This is a genomic window from Desulfitobacterium metallireducens DSM 15288 (assembly GCF_000231405.2).
In the GTDB taxonomy this organism is placed as follows: Bacteria; Bacillota; Desulfitobacteriia; order Desulfitobacteriales; family Desulfitobacteriaceae; genus Desulfitobacterium_A; species Desulfitobacterium_A metallireducens.
This window is the reverse complement of sequence record NZ_CP007032.1, coordinates 458,254-482,419: the sequence shown is the minus strand read 5'-3', so window position 1 is coordinate 482,419 and position 24,166 is coordinate 458,254. Positions and strand designations below refer to the sequence as shown.

Here is a 24,166-nt window from a genome sequence, read left to right as displayed (position 1 = left end):
TGTCATAAGTGACTTCAAAGTATTCCTTTCCTATTGTGTTTGCTTCACACTACAGTTCTTTTACTAGTTCCCAAAATGCCATATCTCTCATCAAAATAGGTTCAGAATTACCCCCCTGTTTAAGAATACTATAATGTTTCTCCAAACTCTTTATCTTTGTTAATATGTTTTCTTCTTCATTCTTAGATTGTGTATTGAAGATATATTTCACATCCTTAGAGTAAATATCTGATGTATTGTGAACGATCCACGTTAAGATATAATTTGCATAATCATTTCCGGCTGTCGAAAAGTGGCTTAATAATTGGGTCGATAAAATTGTACCTACCCCAAATTCGCGACCTTCCTTAAGGATCTTCTTTAAAGACTTAAAATCTTTGGTTAAAAAATTATCAGCTTCATCGACTAAGATCATCCGTGTGATTTCTCTATAGTTACCATTAATTATACTATGTCCTTGTATTTGCATTTGGTTATAAAAAACATCCAGAGTAATTGCAACAACTAAATTCTGAATACCTTCATCATATCCAGAAAGATTTATTACAGTTATTCCTTCAATAATGTCAAAGAGGGGTTTGGTATTTCTAGAGTCAGGCTCAAATATTTCGAATTCAAAAAGATTAGTGAGTGCAGCATAAAGACTATCTTCTTTAATATCCTCCCTATTCGCATAAACCTTGTAGACATTGCTCAATGTTGGTGCCGGAAGATTCCATGTGCTAGGATCCGCTTTGCGAATTCCCTTTGCCTCATAAGCTTCCATAATAACTTCCCGTAGTAGTGTTTCCTGTTTAACACCAAGGCCGAAAGCAGTCGAAATCGTCTCTTTAATGCTATTAGCAGTATGAAGTGGAAGTAACGGATTCATGGCATCCGTCATACACAGTGCCAATGGATTATATGGAAGATGATAAGGTTTATATACCTTAGCCCCCGTTACTTTTGTAAATTCCTCTTTTACATAATCTCCTTTATAATCAAAGATTAAGATGCCGATTGGGGTTTTGTTTACATTTGTCATTGAGTTTCCATTGAGCTGCATAATTAAGCTTTTGGTGAATTGTGTTTTTCCAGTACCCATTGTCCCGATGATTCCCGTGTTGGTGTGCATCACTTTATTCGTCGATGTTGGATACCAATACACAGGTTTTTTGTCTTTTAAATGCCCAAATAGTATTTCCATGGGCTGATCTATTGTACCTTGAGTTTCAAAGTTATTGATCTTAACTTCTGCAATTTTAGGATGCGAGCTCAGCTTTTTTATTTGATCTTGGTTAGCATACTCAAATTTTGATGAAGGTTGGATATAGTTCTTCGAGAGTAATAGATCTTGATCTAAATCGCTCTCACCCTTGGCGACCTTCTGTTTGAGGTCTTCAATATTTTGGGTTAACATATTATACCCATCTTGTTCTGTTAGTTCTAATATTAGTATATCGTTCTGTTTGAACGTTCTTTTGAAATATACATTCTTCTTAAAGGATATAACAGCTCCTAGCCCAATATATTTATCGAGCGTAGTACTAATTTCATAATGATCGTTCAAAAGTTTTTCTCTTAAAACGTCAGTTAGCCTATTCCAATTTCGTTCAGGCCAGACCTGGTATAATTGCATTTTTTCAGCACTTAATAAAACCATTTGCATAATAAAATTTCGATAGACTGTATTAGTAAAGTCTACATTTTCATTATCCCTGGTCAAATGATCTTGTATCAACTTTCTGGTTTTTCTCGCTTGCTCAATAGCCTTCTCAATCACTCCGGAAGGATTATCGCCAATTTTTACTTCGATCGGATAGTAGTGGACTTTAATCGTTTCATTGACTGCTTCTATGCCAACCAGCAATAAATCATCGCTAAATTGACCTTCCTCTCCTAAGTTTTTCGCAGAGAAAAGCCCATCTTTTTGTTTTAGACCTGCTCCACCGGAAACCCTCAAAATTTCCTCCAAAGAGATTGGTACCCAAATAATCTCCGGGTGATCTAAGTAGGCAAGGGAAACCTTTATTGCAGACAAGATACTAATTTTCTCTCTCGGGAATTGGCTCATATTGGAAATAAGCCGTAGCAGCCAATCACCATTGACAGCATTGAAAAAATTAATAATATCAAACAAAGATTGCTTTGAATTGCTTATTGATTTCTCTAGTAGAAAACCTTCAATAATCTGTTGATACTGTTTTGATTTTCTCGTCACAGTAATTGCGTCATAACCGCTCGATGATGTATATTGATCACTATAGTGAATGATAAGCAAGTCCTTTCCAATCAGTTCATTCTTAAAGAAGTCCAAACTAACATGTGGCTCTATAAACGTTACCCAATGCGAAGAATCATAAACACCATCTAAAAAACTTTTATTCTCTTCAGCTATCGCTGTAACGATACACTCCTCATCATTATAGAGATCAAGGGATCTAGCCACTCTCGCAAGCGCATTCATCTGAACCGCAAGATCGATCAGCAAATTACTTTCAGTATTTATATACTTAGTCCCGAATCCTGTTTTATAGGCATTACCAACGTACACTGTTGGCGTCCCTGAGATCAATCCGTCATTGGAAATACCCGTTGCAATATCCGCCATTTTACTGTTGGTAACTTCGATAAACCGATCCATCTCATAAAAACAAATATGGCAATACTCAAATTGAGATTGCTCACTATTATTTGTGTAAAAGTGGACCTTCTCACGAAATATACTAAGTAGATCGACCTCATCAAAGTCATCAGAATCAGATAACTCTACATTTACTCCGAAAGTTTCCCTAATCAGATGGGGGTCGTCATAGAATGAGAATTCCTCGAAGGAATTGCTAATATTTACCTTGCTGTAGATCCGTAATTCAATAGGCAATAACTCCTCCAGTCGTTTTGATTTATAAATCTTTTTACGATAATATCCGAATATCCCCTGCAAGACCTCTTTACAATCCCCTAGATTAATTAGGTTAATTTTAATCGGAGCATTTTTAGCCAATTCAAAGAGATATGAAAAATGATCGACAAACTCTTCAATCTTTTCCGACACTAACTTCGCTACAAAATCCCTTGATCCTTTGTAGCGCTGCATTTTGTTATTGGCATAATATGCCCACTCTGGTGAATGGCTTTGCTCTACGGGTTTGTACAGACTACCGTCATCATGATAAATATAAGGTATAAGATGCAGGGAATTCAGACGTTTCATAAGGTCTTCCGTCAATCTTTCACTTTGAACCTTTTGGTTTAAAAGAAGATGATAAGCGACATTAATCGGGTGAAGAGGCGTGAAGAGAATTTCTTGGTCTCCATCAATATTCTCAATTGTACCTATTTTAATCAAGTTCTTCTCTTGTTGAGATAACGATGAGCCATTTTTCAAGTCACAAAGCAGGTCGTAATAGGTATTAACATACTCCAAGCAAAGTTGGCTTAACTCCTTATCCAAGTAGGCTAAGCTAGGTAAAAGTTTATTAATTTGATAGTATTTGATCAAAGCGTTGTACTTCAACTTAATTCTTGGGTCAATTTCTAGAATAATAGGCTCCAATCCTGAGTGAGAATCCTTGAAAAATTCTGCACCACTCTCGATGATCGTCCGTTCTTTTTCCAAATCCCTCCTGAATTCTTCACGAGTGAAATACTCAGTAGTTCCTTGAATCAGCTTATTTTCTCCCCTTAACTGAAAACTTTCTTTTAATTCAAACTTCAATTTCCGAACATTAGCTCCAGTAATTATTTTAGGTTTTTCAACGCCTTCTCTAAACCCCAAGGGAATAAGAGAATTATCCACTTTCAAACTAAACTTCGTTAATGAAATGTCCTCATCATTAGGAGCAACATTCATCTTTAGAATCAATTGCTCTTCTAGATTTTCAAGTTCGACTATTTGACCTTCCACCACAATCTCTTCAAATATTTGGTTATCGCCACTAGGGTTGATTACGAGATCCTCTTCAGAGTTAACGGCAATGACCTCTAAGCTAGGCTTTCTTATAATGGTATAGTTTCCTTTTATCGCGTCAAAAATTTCCTTTTGCACAGCTACTATACACACTCTGAATTCAAATTTCGCATACTCATCTTTATATGTAACTTTACTAAAATCAGTTTGCCCTTTTATCGGTTTAATTTTCAGCTTAATCTTCTTTCCAGAAATAGTACCTGACGCATTAGAATGTTGTTCCACCTTCAAGAACTCTGCCTTCAGAAAACCGTCAAAGCTAAAAGTTAGATTAATTTCTTCAGCGTACTTATTATTAAATACCATGATATGTCGAATTCTCGATTTTGTAGTGCTCGTACCGTCAGGCCTTTCCCAATACACCACCCCTTGAGAGGTTTCATAGATCGAGCTTTCTATATAGGCAATGGGTTTCACAGCTTTTCGATTATCCGCCGAAAACTTGACTACTTTATATTCTACTCCTGTCCAAGTCTGTTCTTTTAACTTGCTAATTCCTTTTTCGTCGAAGTATTTTTCTAAATCCTGGTCAGGGTTACCGTACTTATGCACTTTATCAACTTTATTGTATAACTCGAAGTTTTCTTCTAACCGACGTCGAATCTGATTCTGATCATTTTCTAAGGGTAACTGGCTATCGCGGAAAAGACCAAAATCTCTGTAATGTAGTGGATCGATGTGCTGGCTATAAATAGCACTTAATATTTCTTCATACTCGAAAATTGAAGTCGAATCTTCAAAGTCTGTTAGATCTTTCTTTTTTATGTTTAAATATAGTATTTCTCTATCGCCCAGAGACAGCTTCGATTCCTTAATTTGTTTTTTCAAATCTTTGGTAATTGATTTTACATGAAAAGGCATCCCCTCTTGGTGAAATCCTACGGAGCCTTTAATAAGGCTATCTAAACTAGTGTCATGAATGAAGATGATGGCTGTATTCTCAAAATCTTCTTGGGAGGTTCCAACTTTATTTCTCAAATGAGTTAGAAAGTCAGGAGTAATTTCTTCATTTGTAGCCGCTATAATGACAGTCACTTGATTCGTTTTAATGCAAAATGTTTGATAGTTTTCATTTGATTTCGTTTTATATATAAACGCTTGTACGCTTGGAGTTGTTGCTAATGCGTTGTACAAACTAGTAACTTGCTCTTTTTTTTCAAATTGAATATGAAACTTATCTCCAGGTTTTATTTCCGTTGTTTGTAAGAATCTTAAAACCCTTGTCGCTAAAAAATTATAAAATGGACTTAACATATTGTGCATCCCCACTATCACTCTTTTTCTCCAATAAATTTAATTTTTCTAATAGTTTAATAATATGTTCCTTCGAGTCACGATCAAGAAATAAGCCTCGCTTTTCAAACTCTTCATAAAGTTGCTTTAGTTTGATTTTAGGTTGATCCTTAATACTCAATCGGATAAAAAAAATCAAGAAGTCCTGAGTTATATTTAGTGTATAGCCTAGCGGACCCCGTTTTTTTAGGAAATGAGCCTCCGCGTATTTTTCAAACCAGTCGGCATATTTTAATGGAACCCCTTTTCTACCACTGGCCGTAAATTGGAACTCAATTGCCCGCTGAAGGTTAAAAATTTCACTCAATATTGGTTCATCATATTTTCTCGAGACTGAGAAGTCCTTCCAATTAACATCTTGAACTTGTGCTTTATAAAGGTCCAACAAACACTTAACATCCTGTTCGAAATTATCTCTTTCTGAATCACTCATTGTATGTATGACTTCATATATACTAGCATAAGTCAAGCTCTTTTCAGATCCAAAAACATGATTCAAAAATTCCAAAGTGATCGTATGTGAAAACAGGGAATAGATCTTGGGTTTTAAGTAAACCCAACCTCCGATATAACTAGTCCTAATTTTAGAAGTCTTCTCCCAATCAAGATTAAAGTAAATGGGCACAGGCTCAGGTACCTCGACTTCAAACATCTTATCAAATCTCAGTGCTAACTGTGAAACATAGAAAAAATAATAATAATCTAGCAATTTCTCAAAATCTCTAACAAAAAATGAGTTGTCAGAAATCATAAACAGTAAATCTTCATTAAACAAGTTCGAAATATAGGGAAGAAACGAGACATACTGAACTTCAGTGTTCTCCATGGATTCTAAATTTGGCAAACTATCCAGCATGAGTTTCATTAATACATTTTCCGGTTCACCGCTATAGGCAGCTTTCACCTTATCTTTTGTCTTAGGGTCAACTAGTACATCATATAAAAACTTTGCGATCTGGCTTTGATGAATGCTTCTGAGTGGCAAGTAATTAAAGAGTAATGGGTGAAAAATCTCTACTTCAGAGCGATATAAAAATAATTCTTCTAAAATATCTAGAAACCAACTTTTATCCGCTTCTTGATCAAAATAAACTTTCAAGAAAATCTTGTCGGCGATCTGTTTTACATTAAAATCGTTTATTCCCTTTAGATCAAGTAACAATCTCGAAAAGGCCCCCGAAATCCCAGAAAACTGAGTTAAGTCATCGACAGAAGGTACCTTTGTTTTGTAAGGAAGAATTTTAATTTTCTCCCCAGTATTATGTCTTAAACCAAATTCACCCACCTCTATTTGATTGTTAAACTTAAAATCTCGCTTAATTCCATCAAAGTCCAAACGAATATTCATGTCAAACCCTCACAAACTTATATTCCTCAAAATCCTCGTCATACGACAGTTTGAATTTAAGTATATCTCCTCCGAATTTCTGCTCAAACTTCAGTTCTTTGTCTTGTTCGCCCAATAGTACAACTTTATTCATAAATTCCATGAAACTAATGAAATCTTGTTTATCTTTCTTATTAGGCCTATACCCGTTCCGTACTTGATCTAATAAATAATAGAGTGAGTAATCGATAGAAATCTCAAGCGGTAGAGTTCCCTTTTTCCTATTCTTAAAGAGCAACGTAATAAAAGGAAGAAATTTGTCAAGTTTCCCTGATGCTGTACAGGGCAGCCCATCCAAACATGGTGATAATTCAAGAAACTGACTAACTTTATATTTGATTTGATTCTTACCAATCAATAAGTTAATCCCACGATTCTGTCCTTCCCCATTCCATTTAAATACAGATTCTTTAACATTAGTGAATACCGTCTTAATTCCCTGCATATCTCCTGCATTCCAGAAATACAGATCTTTCAAAAACCGTCTGTATACTGGATCTTCCAAACATAGAACATTACTCTTTGGCTTAAATCTAAATAATCTTACAAACGTTTTTATAAGAATTTTTTTAAATTCCGATGGAGTTGTCACTGCCAAAAATTTTTCTTTTTGAAACTCATCTTCCAACCAAGTCAAGCCTGTAATATCAACATGTTCAGCAAATAGCTTCGCAAACCCTCGTGTAGTATTAAGAGTAATCAGCAAATCGTCCAAATCCGAAGTTCTTACACCCAGGGGATCCAAAGTTGCTAAAACTCGCGAAAAATCCGATCGATCTTTACGGTCATAAATCAGGTTTGGCATTAAACTATTAAGATATTTTATTAGCTCGATTTGGTTAAGACTTGATTCGATCTCAGATTTTACAAGAACATCTAAGTCACTAGGTACTAAAATTTCATAGATAAAGTTTAAGAACGAGCGAGTAGAAATGATCAATTTATACTTTAGAATTGCTTCTACAATAACTTCGATTAATTGGATTTGCATTGAATATTGTGACAAAAGTTCATAATTTACTTTAACGGGACAACGGCCTTCGTAAGAACATGCGATGCAATTATGCTTATATATGGTATAAATATAGTTTTTTTCATCTACATTTGTAATTCTTTCGAACAAGCCCTTAAGATACGCCGATCTGACTCCCGTATCAGTTAAACTAAAAATATTATAGTCACTAAAATTGATAGAATGAAAAAAGCTAAATTCTTTACTTTCACTTTTAATAATTTTAGGTTCTAATATATTTTTTTGGAGAACATAGTCTTTCAATTTCTTAAAATGGCCTTGATATTCCGAGTCAATAAAATTGTTCAAGGACCCGAGATTTATTGCTACAATTAACTTAGAATTATTGCCTTCAATACTAATTCTTTCATCTGAAAAGTCATCTAAAAATTCATTCAAAGTATCAAGTGAAGTCTTGTTTGGTTCGAAACTTTCTGTAGCATCATTATGAATATCAAATTTATCAAATAAGTCAGGATAAGTATTTTTCAAATATGCAATTAAATGCGACTTACCGTCACCCACCCCACCACAGACTAATATTAGTTGCGGTTTATCTGATTGACTAGTTCTTTGGATCAATTCTAGTAATTCATCTTCAACTGGCCGCTTAACGTGCATATATTCATTAAAAGCACTAAAATAATCAGCGTTTTCAACAGCTTCCTTAGATGATTCTTTTAACCTTTTTAGATGTTCAATTAAGCAAGAGTGTTGTATCAACAATTAGGCACCCCCCAAAGAAATCACTGTATGGTATTTCGCTGAATTCTTTCATTATTTATTTTCTCAATTTATACCTAGGTCCTGACAAGATAATTCTTTTATATATACTCGTACATCCAAAACTGGCTTTCTTGCGATCTTCTTCAATATCTCGGAATAGATCCGATAGATTTGCTATAATTATTGTCCTCATTATGTGATCGCGTGTTCCTACCGTAGATGTTTCCTAATATATTATTCTCTGGCTAAATTCACCATTTTTATATATATTTCTCCTTATATTTTCTGTTTCCTTCTTTACTTTTGATGATAACTAAAAATTAAGAAAAACAACAATTTTAGAACAAAGTAAAAACCGCCCAGGTAGCGGTTCAAATGATATTAGTTCCCTCTATAAATATATTTTAGCAATCCTCAATGAATATTACGGTTTTAGAGAGCCACTATTCCAGATGTCACTGAGCCATCTCTCTGGAAAAAATGATCCACTGCTCCGGACAGAGAGCCACCCGAATTTCCTTGAGTTTGTGGAGAGTGTGGGCAAGTTCTTTTGAGAAAGACCCAAAAGGGCTTGTCCTCACTCTCCACAGCTCTCTAAACTAGAGTAAGGTTTTGTTATTCCTGTATTCCTTTGCGTTTACGCATGGAATCTTGGCCATCGATCAAGATTGTATAGGAATCATGAACAATTCTGTCCAAGATGGCATCAGCTAAAGTATCCTCACCAATTTTGCCATGCCATCCGGCGGGTGAAAATTGAGAACTGAAAATGGTTGATCCCTTTTTGTGTCTCGCTTCCACGATTTCTAAAAGATCACGTGCTTCACTATTACCCAGTGGAACGAGTAACCATTCATCTAGAATGAGCAGACTGACTTGCTTGTATTGCTTCATTACTTTTTTGTAGATACCTTCTCCTCGTGCTACTGCCAGTTCATTCAGTAAATCGGGAAGCCGAATATACTTCACTGTATAGAAGTTGCGGCAGGCGGCAATACCGAAGGCACAGCTGAGATAGGTTTTTCCTGCGCCGGAAGCACCAAGGATAATGATGTTGTGTTTTTCTTGGATGTAAGTACATGTTGATAACCGAGCGATTTGTGCTTTGTCCAATTTCCTATCCGCATGATATTCAATATCCTCAATGCACGCTTGATTAAAGTAAAGATCGGCTTTGCGGATGAGGCGAGTGAGTTTATTGTTCTTACGCCTTGCCCATTCCGTGTCCACCATGAGCCCGAATCGTTCTTCAAAATTTAATGCGGTATAGGATGGATCTTGAAGTTGTTGGCGAAATGATTCTGCCATAGCAGTGAGTCGCATTTCATTAAGCTTGCCGATTGTTGTTTCGTTAACCATTATGAATTCCTCCTGTAGTAGTCTGCGCCTCGGGTAAAACCAAAGCTGTTAGAGGATTTCTCAGGGTTAACCGGCTCTTCCTTGACGATTTTGTCTTGTCCCGTTTTGATGATGGTCTGAATGCTTTTGTAGCTGGGGTTGGGTGTGTAGGAGAGTGCTTTTTCACAGGCTGCTTCTAAGCGACTAACCGAGTATTTATCTGCTAGTTTGAGTAAACCCATACAGCTTTTGTAGCCTTGTTGTTCTATACGGTGAGAAGACAAGATTGCCTTCACTACCACGGCGGTATGTTTACCAACGTTTTCTGCCCAAAATACGAAGCGTTCGCCATTCCATGCTGTATACTTTTGATGGTCTTCCGGCATATGTTCCGTAACTGTGCTGTATTGTCCGGGACGACCATGCAAGCGAGGATGGGAACATATCCGGTGATTATTAAAAAACACTTCAACTACATAACGGGTGATTCGGACATCGACTTTGTGTTTGATGTATTCATAAGGGACGCTGTAATGCATTTTCTCTACAGTAACATGATAGTTAAATTGGACGGTGGCAACCTTCCAAACTGCTAATTCATAGGGTACTGCGGGAAGAGGTAGTAACAGGGCTTTCTCTTCTTCTCGAAATACGCTCTGACGGCTTCCCGTTTTCTTCTGAAACGGTTTACTGTTGAAGGCCTCCAGTTTCTCTCGTATCGCCAGGTTAAGTTCTGGAAGAGAAAAGAATTGTTGACGACGGAGAGCCGCAACGATCCAGGTGGAAATGGTGCCAACCGTCCCTTCAACACTGGGTTTATCCTTGGGCTTTCTTACCCGAGCAGGAATAACAGCGGTCCCATAGTGCTCGGCCATTTCGTGATAAGACTTGTTGATTATAGGCGTATACCATGAGGAGCGTTCCACACCGGTCTTCAGATTATCCGGTACAAGAATCCGTGTAACGCCTCCAAAATACTTGTAGGCATTGACATGAGCTGTAATCCAGGATTCTTGGCCTTGATTCAGAAAAGCTTCCACATAAGCATATTGACTGTACGGTAGAACAGCTACAAATATGTAGGCAGCAATGCTCTCTCCTGTATCCGTATCCACGAGGCTTGCCGTTTGGCCTGCCCAGTCGACCTCCATTTGTTCGCCAGGCTTTCGTCCGATATGCATGGTCGCTTTGGTCTTCGCCACATACTGCTGATAATGGTAGCAAAACTGAGTATACATGAGGGGAATCTCATTGCTGAGTCTGCAGGATTCGCAGTATTCATTCCAAAGCAGACTGAGCGTTACTCCGCTTTTCGCCATTTCTTTATGAATGTACTCATTATCCGGGCGCTTTCGGGTAGGAGGTAATGTGGATTCAGGATAGAAAAGCTTGTGCAATTCACCATTCGTCCGATCTGGGTTTAACGGCCAAGTAATATTAAGCTCGTTGGATCGTTTCACCACCTTGGCAACAGTGTTGCGTGAGCATTCGCAGCTCACTGCGATGCTGCGTTGACTGATTCCTTGGCTAATTAGCCGAAGAATCTCTCGATAATTGGTCATTTGATGACCTCCTATGAATGTATTTACACTCCTCTCTCGGGTGTATAACTACATTCTAATAAGAAGTTTCATCAAGTGGCTCACAATCCGGAAGGGTGGCTCTAAAAATCCGGAGCTGTGGCTCTCACAGTCCGGAAGCATGGCTCATTTTGCTCCGTAATATTCACTCAATTCTATATGAAATATAAACTTGCCAAATGTGATAGAGAAGATTTTATCAGTCGTTATTATTCTAAATTGTTATCTTAAGCCAAACCAAAATGCAACAACTGTCAAAAGTGACCTTTTCACATTAAAAAAGAGAATGTTAGAAAGTGTTACCGTCCAAATAATGCTAAATATAAGCAAAAAGAGGTAGAGTCAGGATTTTACTTTCGATAATCCTTCTCTACCCCTTTGTTTTCAAGGGTTTCGGGCATTTTTCAGTTCTATTTTTCTATTCCCTTTTCTCTTCTTCACGGTAAAGATTTCAATTGAGCGAAAGGGTTTATTGGGGGAAAACAATGAGGAGGGCATTTTTAAGTTGTTTTTCCTTATTCAACAGTAACGCTTTTGGCCAAATTCCTCGGTTTATCCACGTCACACCCTCTAGCTACAGATACATAATAAGAGAGTAGCTGAAGTGGAATAACCGTCAGGATGGGAGCAAGCTCTACAACGGTTTTAGGTAAATAGATCACATGATCCACCGATTTAGCCAGATCCTTATTTCCTTGGAAGGTAATCCCGATCACTTTTGCATCCCGAGCTTTAACCTCTTTAACATTTGAAACCGTCTTATCATACACATCCATTTGTGTAGCAATTGCAATAACCGGGGTTTGCTCAGTAATCAAGGCGAGAGTTCCGTGTTTAAGCTCCCCTGCGGCATAGGCTTCCGCATGAATGTACGAGATTTCTTTCAACTTAAGAGCGCCTTCCATCGCCACATTCCAGTCGAGACTCCGCCCAATGAAGAATGTATCTTCCACGTCAACAAAGGATTGCGCAAAATCCTCAATGTCCTTCGCTTGCTCAAGTACTTCTTGTGCTTGCGTAGGAATTTCTTTCAAAGCGGTAATGACTTGCCCAATCTTCTCAGGTGACATTGTTCCCCTAGCCTGTGCCAAATAGAGACCGAGTAAAACCATACCTTCCAACTGCGTGGTATACGCTTTCGTTGAAGCCACTGCGATTTCAGGACCTGCCCAAGTATAGATGACATCATGAGCTTCGCGAGAAACGGAACTTCCGACTACATTCGTAACCGCAACGACACGCGCGCCGAGTTTTTTAGCTTCACGAAGCGCTGCCAAGGTGTCTGCTGTTTCTCCAGACTGACTGATCACGACAACCATCGTGTGTTTATCGATCAAAGGAGAACGATAACGGAATTCGGAAGCGATATCGACTTCCACAGGAATTCGTGCCCAACGTTCAATCAAGGTTTTACCCACTAATCCTGCATGCCAGGCCGTTCCGCAAGCCACGATAAAGACTTTATGGAGATCCTTTACTTCTTCTGCACTGAGCTTAAATTCTTGAAGTATAACTTCTTGTTCGCCCAAGCGGCTAGCCATCGTATCGCGCAGCGCTTTCGGTTGTTCGTAGATTTCTTTAAGCATAAAGTGATCATAGCCGCCTTTTTCTGCAGCTACAGCGTCCCACTTTACTTCATATACTTCTTTCGATTTAGGATTACCTTCAAAGTCAGTTACCGTAACCCCATCCTTCGTCAAAACGACCATTTCCCCGTCCTCAAGGATATACGTTTTACGGGTATAGTTCAAAATAGCTGGGATATCGCTGGCGACAAAGTACTCCCCTTCACCCAGCCCAAGCACCATTGGACTGTCCTTACGCGCAGCTACAAGTTTGTCTGGATCTTGACGGCTCAATACGACCATGGCAAAAGAACCCCGTACCTTCTTCAGAACCTTTCGAACGGCTTCCACCAGATCTCCTTCATAATAATAGCTGACCAAATGAGGTAGAACTTCCGTATCGGTTTCCGAAATGAATTGATGGCCTTGTTCAATTAACCACTCTTTCAATTCGAGGTAATTCTCAATAATTCCATTATGAACAACCGCAAACTTCTCTTCTGAATCCAGATGGGGATGTGAATTGATATCTGACGGACGGCCATGGGTAGCCCAACGTGTATGTCCAATCCCAATACAGGTTTTCGAATAATCCTGGCCCAGTTTTTCTTCTAAATTTGCTAGTTTACCCACCGTCTTACAGGTTGAAATCCCTGTTTCATCTAAAACAGCCACTCCAGCTGAGTCATATCCTCGATATTCTAACTTCTTTAAGCCTTCTAACAACACGGGTACAGCCGGTTGTTTCCCAATATATCCAACAATTCCACACATGAATTTTTTCTCTCCTCTCAACATTAGACCTTAATCTGTAATAAACAAAAAAGCCACCTTCGAGGCGACTTAGAAAAAATCTTGGCCACAATTAACCAAGGGAACTGAAATAAATACACTTTCCCCTTGTCTTGAGACTTACGTTTTGTTTCGCAAATTGCTTCGCGGTTTTGTCATAAGCCTTACGATGTCAAGACACCGAGAGGGACCCGCCGAAATCTTCGATAACCCTCTTCCTCGTCAACCGTAATCAAGATCTCCAAGTTTTGACCTCGAGTCTTGATTATGGTCCAGGCGCTTCATATACTTGCCAAAATTTTCTCTAATTCACAATCTGACCTTCTACTTTCTATTTCTGCTAACAGCATCACCCCATTCAAAATCTCATTCAAAAAATAGGTTCATGTACTATATATCTCGCCATTATTATAGATATAGCAGTACACGAACCATTATACGCGATTTTCCAAAAATAGCTACACCAATTTTTGGATAACCTCAATCACAGATTGAGCCAAAAATTTAAGGTGATCCTGATCCGGTCCTTCCACCATAACACGGACGAGCGGTTCCGTTCCCGAAGGTCGGACAAGGATACGCCCACTATCCCCTAAAACCGCCTTAACCTCTTCCACTTTCTTCAGAACGTCAGGATGATTCATCGATTTTTCTTTATCCTCAACTCGGGTATTAATCAAGACTTGAGGTAGGCGTTGCATTTGCGCAGCCAAAGTTCTTAAGGATTTCTTCTCTTCCTTAATCACCGTAAGAAGCTGAATCGCGGTGAGCAAGCCGTCCCCTGTCGTATTATGTTCTAGAAAAATGATATGTCCGGATTGTTCGCCGCCGAGTTTGGCACCCGTGCGTAAAAGTTCCTCCATAACGTATCGGTCTCCAACTTGGGTCTCCAGCACTTCAATACCCGCTTTTTTAAGAGCAATCTTCAAGCCAAGGTTGCTCATCACTGTAATCACAAGTGCATTTTTTTCGAGTTTACCTTTAGCCTTTTGAGCAAGCGCACAGATAAGCATAATAAAGTCGCCATCGACAACTTGACCGTTCTCATCCACAGCAATTAAGCGATCAGCATCCCCATCATTGGCTAAACCTAAATCAGCCTTATATTCGAGGACCGCTTTCTGCAATGCTCCTGGATGAGTAGAACCACAACTTGCATTAATATTCACTCCATCCGGCTGATTACAAATGGGAATAACTTCTACACCCAACTCTTCCAAAAGCTTCGGACCAACCTGCGAAGCTGCACCGTTAGCCGAATCCAATACAACCTTAAGTCCATCGAGTCGTCCCACCGTTGCCTTCAGGAAATCCATATAACGCCGCTCAGCATCCCGAATCTCAATAACCCTGCCCACTTCACCGCCGATCGGAACTTCCCAGGGTTTTTCCTCACTTTGATAAATTGCTTCAATCTCATCCTCAATCGCATCCGGCAGCTTAAATCCTGTCGAAGCGAAGAATTTGATTCCATTATCCTGTACCGGATTATGAGAAGCGGAGATAACAACCCCTGCGCTGACATCCAAAGTTCGGGTTAAAAAGGCAATCCCCGGTGTCGGTAAAATGCCTACGCGTAAAACATCAGCGCCTACAGAACAAATTCCTGCAATCAATGCTGCCTCTAGCATATCTCCGGAAATCCGAGTATCTTTTCCAATAATAATACGTGGATGAGGATGTTCTTTACTTAATACATAGGCCCCTGCTTGTCCTAAACGGAAAGCGATGTTAGGTGTCAATTCTTGATTTGCTATTCCACGAACTCCATCTGTTCCAAATAATCTACTCAAGGTTATGCCCCTTCCTAAGTATATGTACCCTATCTAAAATTTCGTATCTACCGTATGCTTATATGTCTTATCTGTTCACTATTCTACTTTAACCTGCAAATTTCCGCAATCCATTAAATCGATCCGTCATTCGCTACAAATTCAAGAGCGCCCAACTGGGGCATACTGTGCCATTAGGCGTTCTGCAGCTCGTATTCCATCCACTGCCGCGCTAATAATCCCTCCAGCATAGCCTGCTCCTTCTCCAGCCGGGAAAAGGCCTTTGATCCCTAACGCCTCTCCGTTTTCATCACGAGTAATCCGGATCGGTGCACTGGTCCGTGTCTCAACCCCTGTCAATGTCGCAGTCTCCCCGGCAAAGCCTTTAATTTTATGATCGAAGGAAGTCAGGGCGCGTTCTAACACCTCGCTCACCGGCTTGGGCAAAACATGATGAAGATCAACGGCGGTCACCCCGGGAATATAACTTGAAGGGCAGGAAAAATCATCGCTCTCCTGACCCTTAAGAAAATCGGGAACGCACTGAACCGGTGCATAATAATTTCTTCCACCTGCCAAAAAGGCTTGATGCTCCCAATGCCGTTGAAACTCAATTCCTGCCAGAGGATGGCTGCTTCCAAAATCGTTTTGACCCACTGTGACCACCAAAGCGCTATTCGCAATCCCGCTATCCCGTCGATATACACTCATGCCGTTGGTAACCAACCGTTCTTCTTCCGATGCTGCGGCAACTACTTTTCCCCCAGGGCACATACAAAAAGCATAGGCTCCCCTTCCTGTCAGCTGATCCTGATAGGTTAACTGATAATCTGCAGGGCCAAGCTTCGGGTGCTCCTCAACTCCATATTGAGAACGGTTAATCAATTCTTGGGGATGTTCAATTCTTAACCCTATAGCAAAAGCCTTTTGTTCAATCTGTATTTCATGGTCTAAAAGCATTTCATACGTATCCCGAGCACTATGTCCGATGGCCAGAATCACAGCTTCAGCTGGGATTTCTTCATTACCATTGACTCCGACTCCCGTCATTTTTTCAGTTGTTTTCTGGAGCCCGGTAAGCTTCGTTCGAAAGCGTACTTCTCCCCCTAAAGCGATAATTTCTTGGCGGAGTCCTTGAACCACTTGTTTGAGAATATCCGTTCCAATATGCGCCTTCGCTAGATATTGAATCTCAGTTGGCGCGCCCGCTTTCACAAAAGCATGCAACACTTCTGTGATCCGACGATCGGAAATTCGAGTCGTTAATTTACCATCAGAAAACGTACCTGCGCCACCCTCGCCAAATTGGACATTGCTTTCCGTATCTAAGTTCCCTGATTCCCAGAATTCATTCACTTTCCGTGTCCGCTCGATCACCGCGTCTCCCCGTTCAAGAACAAGCGGAGCATATCCTTTTTGGGCAAGTGCTAAAGCCGCAAAATAACCTGCAGGACCAGCTCCGATCACAATGGGGCGATGGGTTAATCTTTTGTCCGGTTTAGACAGCAGAATGGGTTCTTCTATAGGTTCTGGTTTCAAATCTCGATTTCGGCTTAAAATCCGTTGAACTTCCTTTATCGGCAATTCAAGATTAAAAGTAAGAGTATATGAAAAGAAAAGCTGAGGCTTTTTCCGTGCATCTAACGAACGACGCACAATCCTTAATCCTGAAATGGATTGGGGAGGAACTCTTAATTTATGGGCCATCCGTGAGATAAGAAGAGATTCCTCTTCTTCCACGGGTACGCGTATGTTTGTCCAAATGAGGTCCAAATAACTACCTCCTATATGAATCGATGAAGGATAATCCTTCATCCAAAGCAAGTTCGCTACTTTGCTTTTAAACTGTAAGAAACGTTTGGAGTAGAAGTCATCTTAACTCCCGACGGGAGTTGCCAAAATGCCTTTACATTCTCATAGCTTCCTTCAGCTTGTCCACTTGCATCGACCCAAAGCGAGATTTGGCTCGCCGTTAACGTATCTAACACTTCAGGGATTGCTTCTATTGTAATATCTACTTTATTCGGAACTTGCGCAAGTACGAGAGCACTTGGAATATTTCTAACGTCTACCGTCATACCCGTCATAGTTTTTGATTGAGGAGCCTTCCCTATACTCGCAAGCACATTGAAAGTCGTTCCAGGACTCAAAGAAATACCTGCAGGTAGACTCACTTTATCCGAAGGGATTTGGAAGGTTTTATCCTCAGCTAAGCCTGTGATATTCACCGTTCCTAGGGTAAGTACATCAAAATCTTTCAGTGCCTCAGGTTTTCCCCAGACCTGAACCCGATCAGGTATAGTCTGAAGCGAACGCAAACTCATTCCAACTGCCGGTTCCCCTTGACTTGTAACGGTTAAGGGAATTGTCTTGCTGGCCGTTTCCTTTGCCATAATGGGCACGATTACCTCAACACTACTCGGACTCGCAATCAAGGTCTGAATACTCGGATCCGGACCAAAGATACTTTGACCCTGCTTATCTCTAAACAAAATAGGAAGAGATTTCGTGATTGAATCTGTCGCTTCCGCAACATTCATCTCAACAACGACCTTATCAAGACCTGCAAGAACTGAGCCCGGTCCTCGGACATTGACGACAGAGGGTTTGATAATAGGCTCTCCTACTTGCATCCCCTCAGCAGGAGTGCCTGAAATATTAGTCTGAACCGGAAGCATCTTTTCCTGCACGGTATCAATGGTTAGATTAATGGTTTGTGGAGTCAATTCTACGATTTGGATTCCCGGGATAGCGTCCATTTGGATCGTGTATTGATGTTCACCTGGAGTCGTTCCCGTAAGATCAACATAGGCATAAAGGTCTTTAACATTTACGCTTGAATTTGTCCCCTGTAACCGTACGCGAACAGAGGGAAGTTTCGTCATCACCATCGAATTTACGGGGAGATTTTTGGTCACCAAGGGGACCGTCAACGTTTGATCCCCAATCAAGGTTTGCGTTGAGGGTGAATTTGTTACCCAGAGCCAAAATAAAATGGCCAAGAGCAGGGAAACTATCTTATAACCTAGATTCCTTTTCCATACCTCATTCATTTTTAGACCTCCAAAAAGGTACATAGCTCTTGCTCGTTTTCACTTGCAGTTCTCTCTTTAATAATTCTCTTAACATCTTCTCATCTAGAAAACGCGTGATGACTCCATCTAATGCGACAGAAACTGCACCTGTTTCCTCGGATACGATAATAATTAAAGCATCTGAGACCTCAGATAACCCGATTGCAGCGCGATGCCGAGTACCAAGTTCCTTTTGAATATTCGAATTCTCCGATAAGGGCAAGAAGCAACCCGCCGCCGCCACTCGATCCCCACGAATAATCACGGCGCCATCATGAAGCGGTGTATTAGGGATAAAGACATTCACCAAAAACTCAGAGGAAACAACACCATCGATTTTAATCCCAGTTTCAATAAATTCTTGAACTCCAGTCTCTCGTTCAATCGCCATAAGTGCCCCGATCCGGTTTTTCGATAACACTTGGCTGCAGCGCACTAATTCCTCAATCATTTGATCTAGAGCTTCCGGTCCTAAAGATAAAGAATGGCTCACGAAAAAATGACCCCGTCCGATTTGTTCTAGTGCCCTTCGCAACTCCGGTTGAAACACAACGGGCAAGGCTACAAAAAGCATCGTCCAGACTTTTTCTAAAAGCCAGCTAATGGTATTTAGATTTAAAAACTTTGCAATAGTCGATATAATGAGGAGGACGGCAATTCCCTTGATGAGTTGAACGGCACGCGTCCCCTTAATCAGCATAATTAACTGATAGAGTACGACCGCGACAACAAGTATATCTACGATACTGCGCCAATCCAGGGGTACTCGGATTTGCGAAAGAAACTGAGCCACGGTCTACCTCCTTCGTTTAATCTCAAAATTTGTCTTATAGTCATTTTCTACATTAAGACATAAAATCCCTTGCCTGTCTCGAAAATTAATTTTAAAGAATTTAGGAGGATCTCTATGGAAATTAAAGATTGGCAAAAACTGGTTGATGACTGGATCTCACAATTCGAAGAAGGATATTGGCAACCTGCCTCGATGATGCTGCGTCTCACTGAAGAAGTAGGAGAACTCGCCCGTGAAATCAACCACTCCTATGGTCAAAAGCCCAAAAAGCCAACTGAACCTGAAGGAGATCTCGCACTTGAAATGGCTGATGTCCTGTTTGTTATTATTTCTATGGCCAATTCCTTAAATATTGACCTAGAAGATGCTTTTACACGGATGATGGAAAAATACCGCCTTCGCGATTCCAATCGCTGGACGAAGAAACAGGACGTTTCAAGCGCCGAGCCCCTTATATAATATGAAGTCCCTTAAGCAGACCAAAACATCCTGTTAACATCATATCGCCATAGGGAGCCACTTCATACCAATGAAGTGGTTTTACCATATCTCGACGAGGTCCGGCAACAGCAACAAAATCCCAACCCGCCTTCATTTCAGGGTGCATCGCTACCCCATGTCCACCCGCTTCAAAGACTTCCTCATGGGTTAAACTTGCATTTTGAAAACGTTGCACCAGAGCTTGTAATGATGCAAGATCAAAGGCACTCGTATGTTGCTCGAAAATCCCATAAACCCGATTACCTCGAATAGCGGCGCCTACTGTATGTGAGTTTCCAATATTTAGGGCCAAAATTCCTCGTTCCAAATATCCTTGAACGTTGGGATCTGTTAATATGCCCAAAATTGCCGCTGTACCCGTATCGGTAACCACGCACTGCGGTTCAATCTCCCGAAGCGCACGCATCCGTGTATAAACTTCTGGGATCTTGTCCTTAAAGATAAGCGTATCGAGATTTCCACCATTCAGAATAAATTCCTTCCACAAACGAAATCTTACGGTTCGATTGCTTTCCTGCTCACTATAGCCGTGATCTTGAAGGGCTATTGCATATTTGCTCGGCAACTCAAGACCGAAAGCTCCTAATGCCTGTCGTAAGCTTAGAATATCGAGGTCACCCAGCCAGATGCGCTCTGCTCCAGCGGGTGCTTCTGGCGTAATGATAACCCCCATTTTTTTAACTCGAGTCAGATCATCATGAAAAGTCAAGGCAGTTTCTAACGTAGCATAAGCTTTAAACCCTGCCTTTAAATGTTGCCTTAAGGCGAGTCCGCACGCACCCCCACCCATTAAATGACCGTGCAAAAACAGATCGCGACCCTGCGCTGTTGCTTGGCGAATCTGAAAAGCCACAATTTGCGTCCGACTAGGCACAATAAACTTCGGGCAGTTTTCTATATTCTTTCCCGGTTGGTACAAGAGTATATCCTGTGTACCAGAACCCACATCAATGACTAGAACATTTTGATCGTCTGTTTTACTCAACGTCGATCAATCTCCTCTTTAATTTACATCTACTTTATTATACCCTTTTTTATATTTTAAGGAAAATCACTTAAATATCGTCCGACCTAACCTTGGTCGCAGAATTTCTATAGCGTGATGAGGACAAAGTTCCTGACAACAAAAGCAACGAATACACGCATCAAGATCAACAACAGGTCGGTTCTGTTCATTCATGACTAAGGCCTTGGGAGGGCAATTTTTAAAACAATCTTTACAGCCAATACATAGGTCATGTTGAAAGTATGGCCGAGGACGAACCCGATTGAGCAGAAAGCTTTTAGCCTTCTTCGGTAACGGCACACTATCGATAAAGTTAATGGATGAAGTTTTCGGAAGAACGAAATTCTGAATCTTCCAAAGGGAACGCGCATCCCCTATCCAATCTACCTCTTCTAAGCGACTGGGCAGACCCCGTTCTCGAGCAGCCATAATCGTAGGAACCTTTTCTGGCTTAAGTCCGATTAAGTGCGAAGCAACCACATCTAAGGCGAACGGATCTTGACTCAGCAAAAGTGCACCAACAGAACGCGGTTTTCCAGCCGAAGGGCCGTCTCCCTCCATCCCAACGATTCCATCCATAATACTTAAAGAGGGTTTAACCCAAGTCACAATATCCACTAACAAATCGGCAAAGTTCCGTACATCCGGCATCTTGAGATGATATTCCGCTTTTAAAAGTCCAGGAATCACCCCAAACAAAATCTTGACAGCACCCGTAAAAGTCATCATCCCATGCGTTTTGAGTTTTGATAGAGTAATCACGACGTCAGCATCCGTCACGCTCTTCGTGACGGTAAGACTCTTTACAATTTTACCTTCCGGATGAGCCACTCCCGTTTGCCCCACATCCAAATTAAGGAGAGCCCCTGTGCGTTCAGCGACATCCTTCAATCCTGAACGAGCGTAAATTCCCTGTAAAGCACCAATCGTATAAGGACCACCAGGGCTATCCCCAATAATCGGAATCCCCCCCGCTTCTTGAACAAGATGGACCACCGCTTCAACGACACTGGGATGCGTTGTAACCGCTTCTTCAGGTCTTTTTTTCATGAGGAGATTGACTTTGAGCAGAACTTTCTGCCCTGGCTTTACAAAAGCGGACATTCCGCCCAACCCTTGTAACCCTTGACGCAAAATCCCTTCAACGTCAGCTGTATATTCCGGACAATACTTCAAAACAACTTTTGGCAGCATATAATCCTCCAACCCTTAAATATAAGGATATTATACTTCATCTCTAAAAAAATCTGAAATTCAAAGATATTAAAATTGGAACAATGTACCGGTAGGTTTGTCCAAAAGCAAATGTTATACTGAGGACGTCGCGAACAGACAACTTCATTTTTTTAAAAAGTTTTAGGAGGTAAAAACAATGAAGAAGTTCACACAAATTGCTCTCAGCTTACAAACTTTAGTTTTCTTATTTGGAATGACAGCTCCCGCACAAGCAGCTATCTATGCGGCGAACAATTATTCCTATTCGGGAGGATATAGCATTCCTTTACGTAACTACGTCTCCGCAGCGCCTGCACCAGCCTCAACTTCAACCCCAACAAGTACACCATCAACTCCACCTGCTCCTGCTACGAGTACTACCCCGACCTCAACGGTCACCACACCTGTAAGTACTCCAACTAACACAGGCTCAAGTGTTATTTCCTTAAAAAATTATATGTATAGTTATCCGACTCCGTCGACTACACCTACAACTACAACTGCAACAACACCTACAACAACTCCTACAACTCCTGCGCAAACGACAACTCCAGCTCCAAGTACAGGAACGATTTCTGCTGCAACCTCAGTCAGTGCCCAAGAACAGCAAATGATTGACGAAATTAACAAAGAACGTGCTAATGTGGGTCTAGCACCGCTCAAAGTGGATCTTCGCCTGGTGGGTGTTGCTCAAACCAAGGCTAATGACATGAAAACCAATGGCTATTTCAGTCATACCTCTCCGACGTATGGCAGCCCCTATGATATGATGAAAATGGCTGGAGTCCAATACTATTCAGCTGGGGAAAATATTGCTCGCAATATCTCGGTTGATGCTGCCATGGCAGCGTTCATGAGTAGTTCTGGCCACAAAGCCAATATCCTTAATGCCGGCTATACCCACGTCGGTGTCGGTATCGTTTACAGCAGTGCCGGAAGCTACTATGTTCAAGAATTTGCACAAGAATAGAAGTAATACAATAGAAGAATATCAGCGATAAATCACTTAATCTAAGCGCAGCTAGTCTGCGCTTTTTTCATATTTAAAACAAAATTAAGCTTGGTTATACTCTATCTCTCCACATTCGAACATATTCTATACAAAGAAAAACATTAACTGCAGCTCATTGGAGGGATCGAAGTGCCTACGATCATCTACCCCCCGACCCTTCCTTGGAATTGGATGGTTCAGCGCCCTCAGCAGCTTCTGAAACAGCTTTCTCTCCTCGGTTATACCATCCTCTATGAAGATATCGGGACTTTCCCTCAGCCAAACTTTCAGCCGCTCTCGGATACCCTTTTCCTCTGTCAAGGGCTTTCACCTTTAACCCTTCCCCATCCTCGTCCACGTATCCTATGGTTAACCTTTCCCCAACATGTCCGTTTGATTCCCCGATACCAGCCTGATTACGTCATTTTTGACTGTTCGGATGAACCTAAAAATGAATTTTCTGCCTGGGAAGAATACTGGCCAGAGATGCTTTCGCAAGCCAACCTCGTATTCGCCACCTCAACTTCCCTTTTTGAAAAACTTTCTCTTCAGCACCCCCTAGTTAAACTTATCCCTAACGGAGTTGACTCCAGCCATTTCGCGCTTCCTCAAGCAAGGCCCTCTGACCTTCCTGATGATAAACCGCTCGTCGGTTATAGCGGCGCAATTGCTCCCTGGCTTGATTGGCCTTTACTTCAAGACGTCATCACCCATAATCCTGATTTCCATTTTATCTTTCTTGGTGCCCTTGTGAAGTTAACCCGTTTTCCCTTACAGGCCAATAATTTAAGCTATCTCGGCTTAAAACCCTACAATAACCTTCCTGGTTATTTACAACAATTTAACATCGGCCTCATCCCTTTTCAACTCACCGACATGACCAAAGGATGTAATCCTATAAAACTATACGAATATGCGGCTGCAGGCATACCCGTTGTCGCTACTCCCTTGCCCGAGCTTAGCCACGTTTCTTATTCAGGTGTTTATCTTGCTTCGGATTCGAACCACTTTTCTAAAGCCTTAAGCAAAGCCTATCTCGAAAAAGCCAATGAAACGGCACGTAAATCATTTGCTTTCGAGAACGACTGGTGGAAACGAGCAGAGGAAGTCAAACAACACCTCCAAAAATTTTGCTTCTAATCGCCAAGTCCAATTAATCACACTTAAATCGC

At 40.9% G+C, this 24,166-nt stretch carries 15 protein-coding genes; 3 read left to right on the top strand and 12 right to left on the bottom strand.

Features of this window, described 5'->3' with window-relative positions:
* Window positions 1-49: 49 nt before the first annotated feature.
* The 10 genes from dptH to cdaA all read right to left on the bottom strand — a co-directional run bounded on the left by dptH (window position 50) and on the right by cdaA (window position 19,281).
* Window positions 50-5,203: a DNA phosphorothioation-dependent restriction protein DptH gene (gene dptH / locus DESME_RS02365; protein WP_025248614.1), complete on the bottom strand. Its 5,154-nt coding sequence runs from the start codon at window positions 5,201-5,203 to the stop codon at window positions 50-52.
* Window positions 5,184-6,590: a DNA phosphorothioation-dependent restriction protein DptG gene (gene dptG / locus DESME_RS02360; RefSeq protein ID WP_006717297.1), complete on the bottom strand. Its 1,407-nt coding sequence runs from the start codon at window positions 6,588-6,590 to the stop codon at window positions 5,184-5,186. The genes dptH and dptG overlap by 20 nt, the downstream gene beginning before the upstream one ends.
* 1 nt (window position 6,591) lies before the next feature.
* Window positions 6,592-8,367, bottom strand: a complete 1,776-nt coding sequence (gene dptF / locus DESME_RS02355) for a DNA phosphorothioation-dependent restriction protein DptF (RefSeq protein ID WP_025248613.1) — start codon at window positions 8,365-8,367, stop codon at window positions 6,592-6,594.
* Window positions 8,368-8,982: 615 nt separating this feature from the next.
* The gene (gene istB / locus DESME_RS02350; protein ID WP_006716269.1) at window positions 8,983-9,726 is read right to left on the bottom strand and encodes an IS21-like element helper ATPase IstB; all 744 of its coding nucleotides are present in this window, start codon (window positions 9,724-9,726) and stop codon (window positions 8,983-8,985) included.
* Window positions 9,726-11,267 carry an IS21 family transposase gene (gene istA / locus DESME_RS02345; RefSeq protein WP_006716270.1) on the bottom strand — a complete coding sequence of 514 codons (1,542 nt, stop codon included), beginning with the start codon at window positions 11,265-11,267 and terminating at the stop codon, window positions 9,726-9,728. The genes istB and istA overlap by 1 nt, the downstream gene beginning before the upstream one ends.
* A 533-nt stretch (window positions 11,268-11,800) precedes the next feature.
* Entirely contained in the window at window positions 11,801-13,624 is a 1,824-nt protein-coding gene (gene glmS, locus DESME_RS02340) for a glutamine--fructose-6-phosphate transaminase (isomerizing) (RefSeq protein ID WP_006716515.1), read from the bottom strand.
* Between the two features lie 476 nt (window positions 13,625-14,100).
* Window positions 14,101-15,435 carry a phosphoglucosamine mutase gene (glmM, locus tag DESME_RS02335; protein WP_006716514.1) on the bottom strand — a complete coding sequence of 445 codons (1,335 nt, stop codon included), beginning with the start codon at window positions 15,433-15,435 and terminating at the stop codon, window positions 14,101-14,103.
* A 141-nt stretch (window positions 15,436-15,576) separates the two neighbouring features.
* Window positions 15,577-17,187, bottom strand: a complete 1,611-nt coding sequence (locus tag DESME_RS02330) for an NAD(P)/FAD-dependent oxidoreductase (protein ID WP_006716513.1) — start codon at window positions 17,185-17,187, stop codon at window positions 15,577-15,579.
* 56 nt (window positions 17,188-17,243) lie between these two features.
* Window positions 17,244-18,467, bottom strand: a complete 1,224-nt coding sequence (locus tag DESME_RS02325) for a CdaR family protein (RefSeq protein ID WP_006716512.1) — start codon at window positions 18,465-18,467, stop codon at window positions 17,244-17,246.
* On the bottom strand, window positions 18,460-19,281 hold the full coding sequence (cdaA, locus tag DESME_RS02320) for a diadenylate cyclase CdaA (RefSeq protein WP_006716511.1): 822 nt from the start codon (window positions 19,279-19,281) through the stop codon (window positions 18,460-18,462). The genes DESME_RS02325 and cdaA overlap by 8 nt, the downstream gene beginning before the upstream one ends.
* 114 nt (window positions 19,282-19,395) lie before the next feature.
* On the opposite strand from cdaA, the gene DESME_RS02315 reads away from it, so the two are divergent.
* Window positions 19,396-19,740, top strand: a complete 345-nt coding sequence (locus DESME_RS02315; RefSeq protein WP_006716510.1) for a nucleotide pyrophosphohydrolase — start codon at window positions 19,396-19,398, stop codon at window positions 19,738-19,740.
* Here DESME_RS02315 and DESME_RS02310 read toward each other — a convergent pair.
* Together DESME_RS02310 and DESME_RS02305 are read right to left on the bottom strand one after the other, a co-directional pair.
* Window positions 19,733-20,767: a DUF1786 domain-containing protein gene (locus DESME_RS02310; protein ID WP_006716509.1), complete on the bottom strand. Its 1,035-nt coding sequence runs from the start codon at window positions 20,765-20,767 to the stop codon at window positions 19,733-19,735. The genes DESME_RS02315 and DESME_RS02310 overlap by 8 nt on opposite strands.
* 66 nt (window positions 20,768-20,833) lie before the next feature.
* The gene (locus DESME_RS02305; RefSeq protein WP_006716508.1) at window positions 20,834-21,982 is read right to left on the bottom strand and encodes a DUF362 domain-containing protein; all 1,149 of its coding nucleotides are present in this window, start codon (window positions 21,980-21,982) and stop codon (window positions 20,834-20,836) included.
* 178 nt (window positions 21,983-22,160) lie between these two features.
* Between DESME_RS02305 and DESME_RS02300 the strand changes: the two genes are divergently transcribed.
* Together DESME_RS02300 and DESME_RS02295 are read left to right on the top strand one after the other, a co-directional pair.
* The gene (locus DESME_RS02300) at window positions 22,161-22,973 is read left to right on the top strand and encodes a CAP domain-containing protein (RefSeq protein ID WP_006716507.1); all 813 of its coding nucleotides are present in this window, start codon (window positions 22,161-22,163) and stop codon (window positions 22,971-22,973) included.
* Between the two features lie 171 nt (window positions 22,974-23,144).
* The gene (locus DESME_RS02295) at window positions 23,145-24,134 is read left to right on the top strand and encodes a glycosyltransferase (protein ID WP_006716506.1); all 990 of its coding nucleotides are present in this window, start codon (window positions 23,145-23,147) and stop codon (window positions 24,132-24,134) included.
* The last annotated feature ends 32 nt before the right edge of the window (window positions 24,135-24,166 follow it).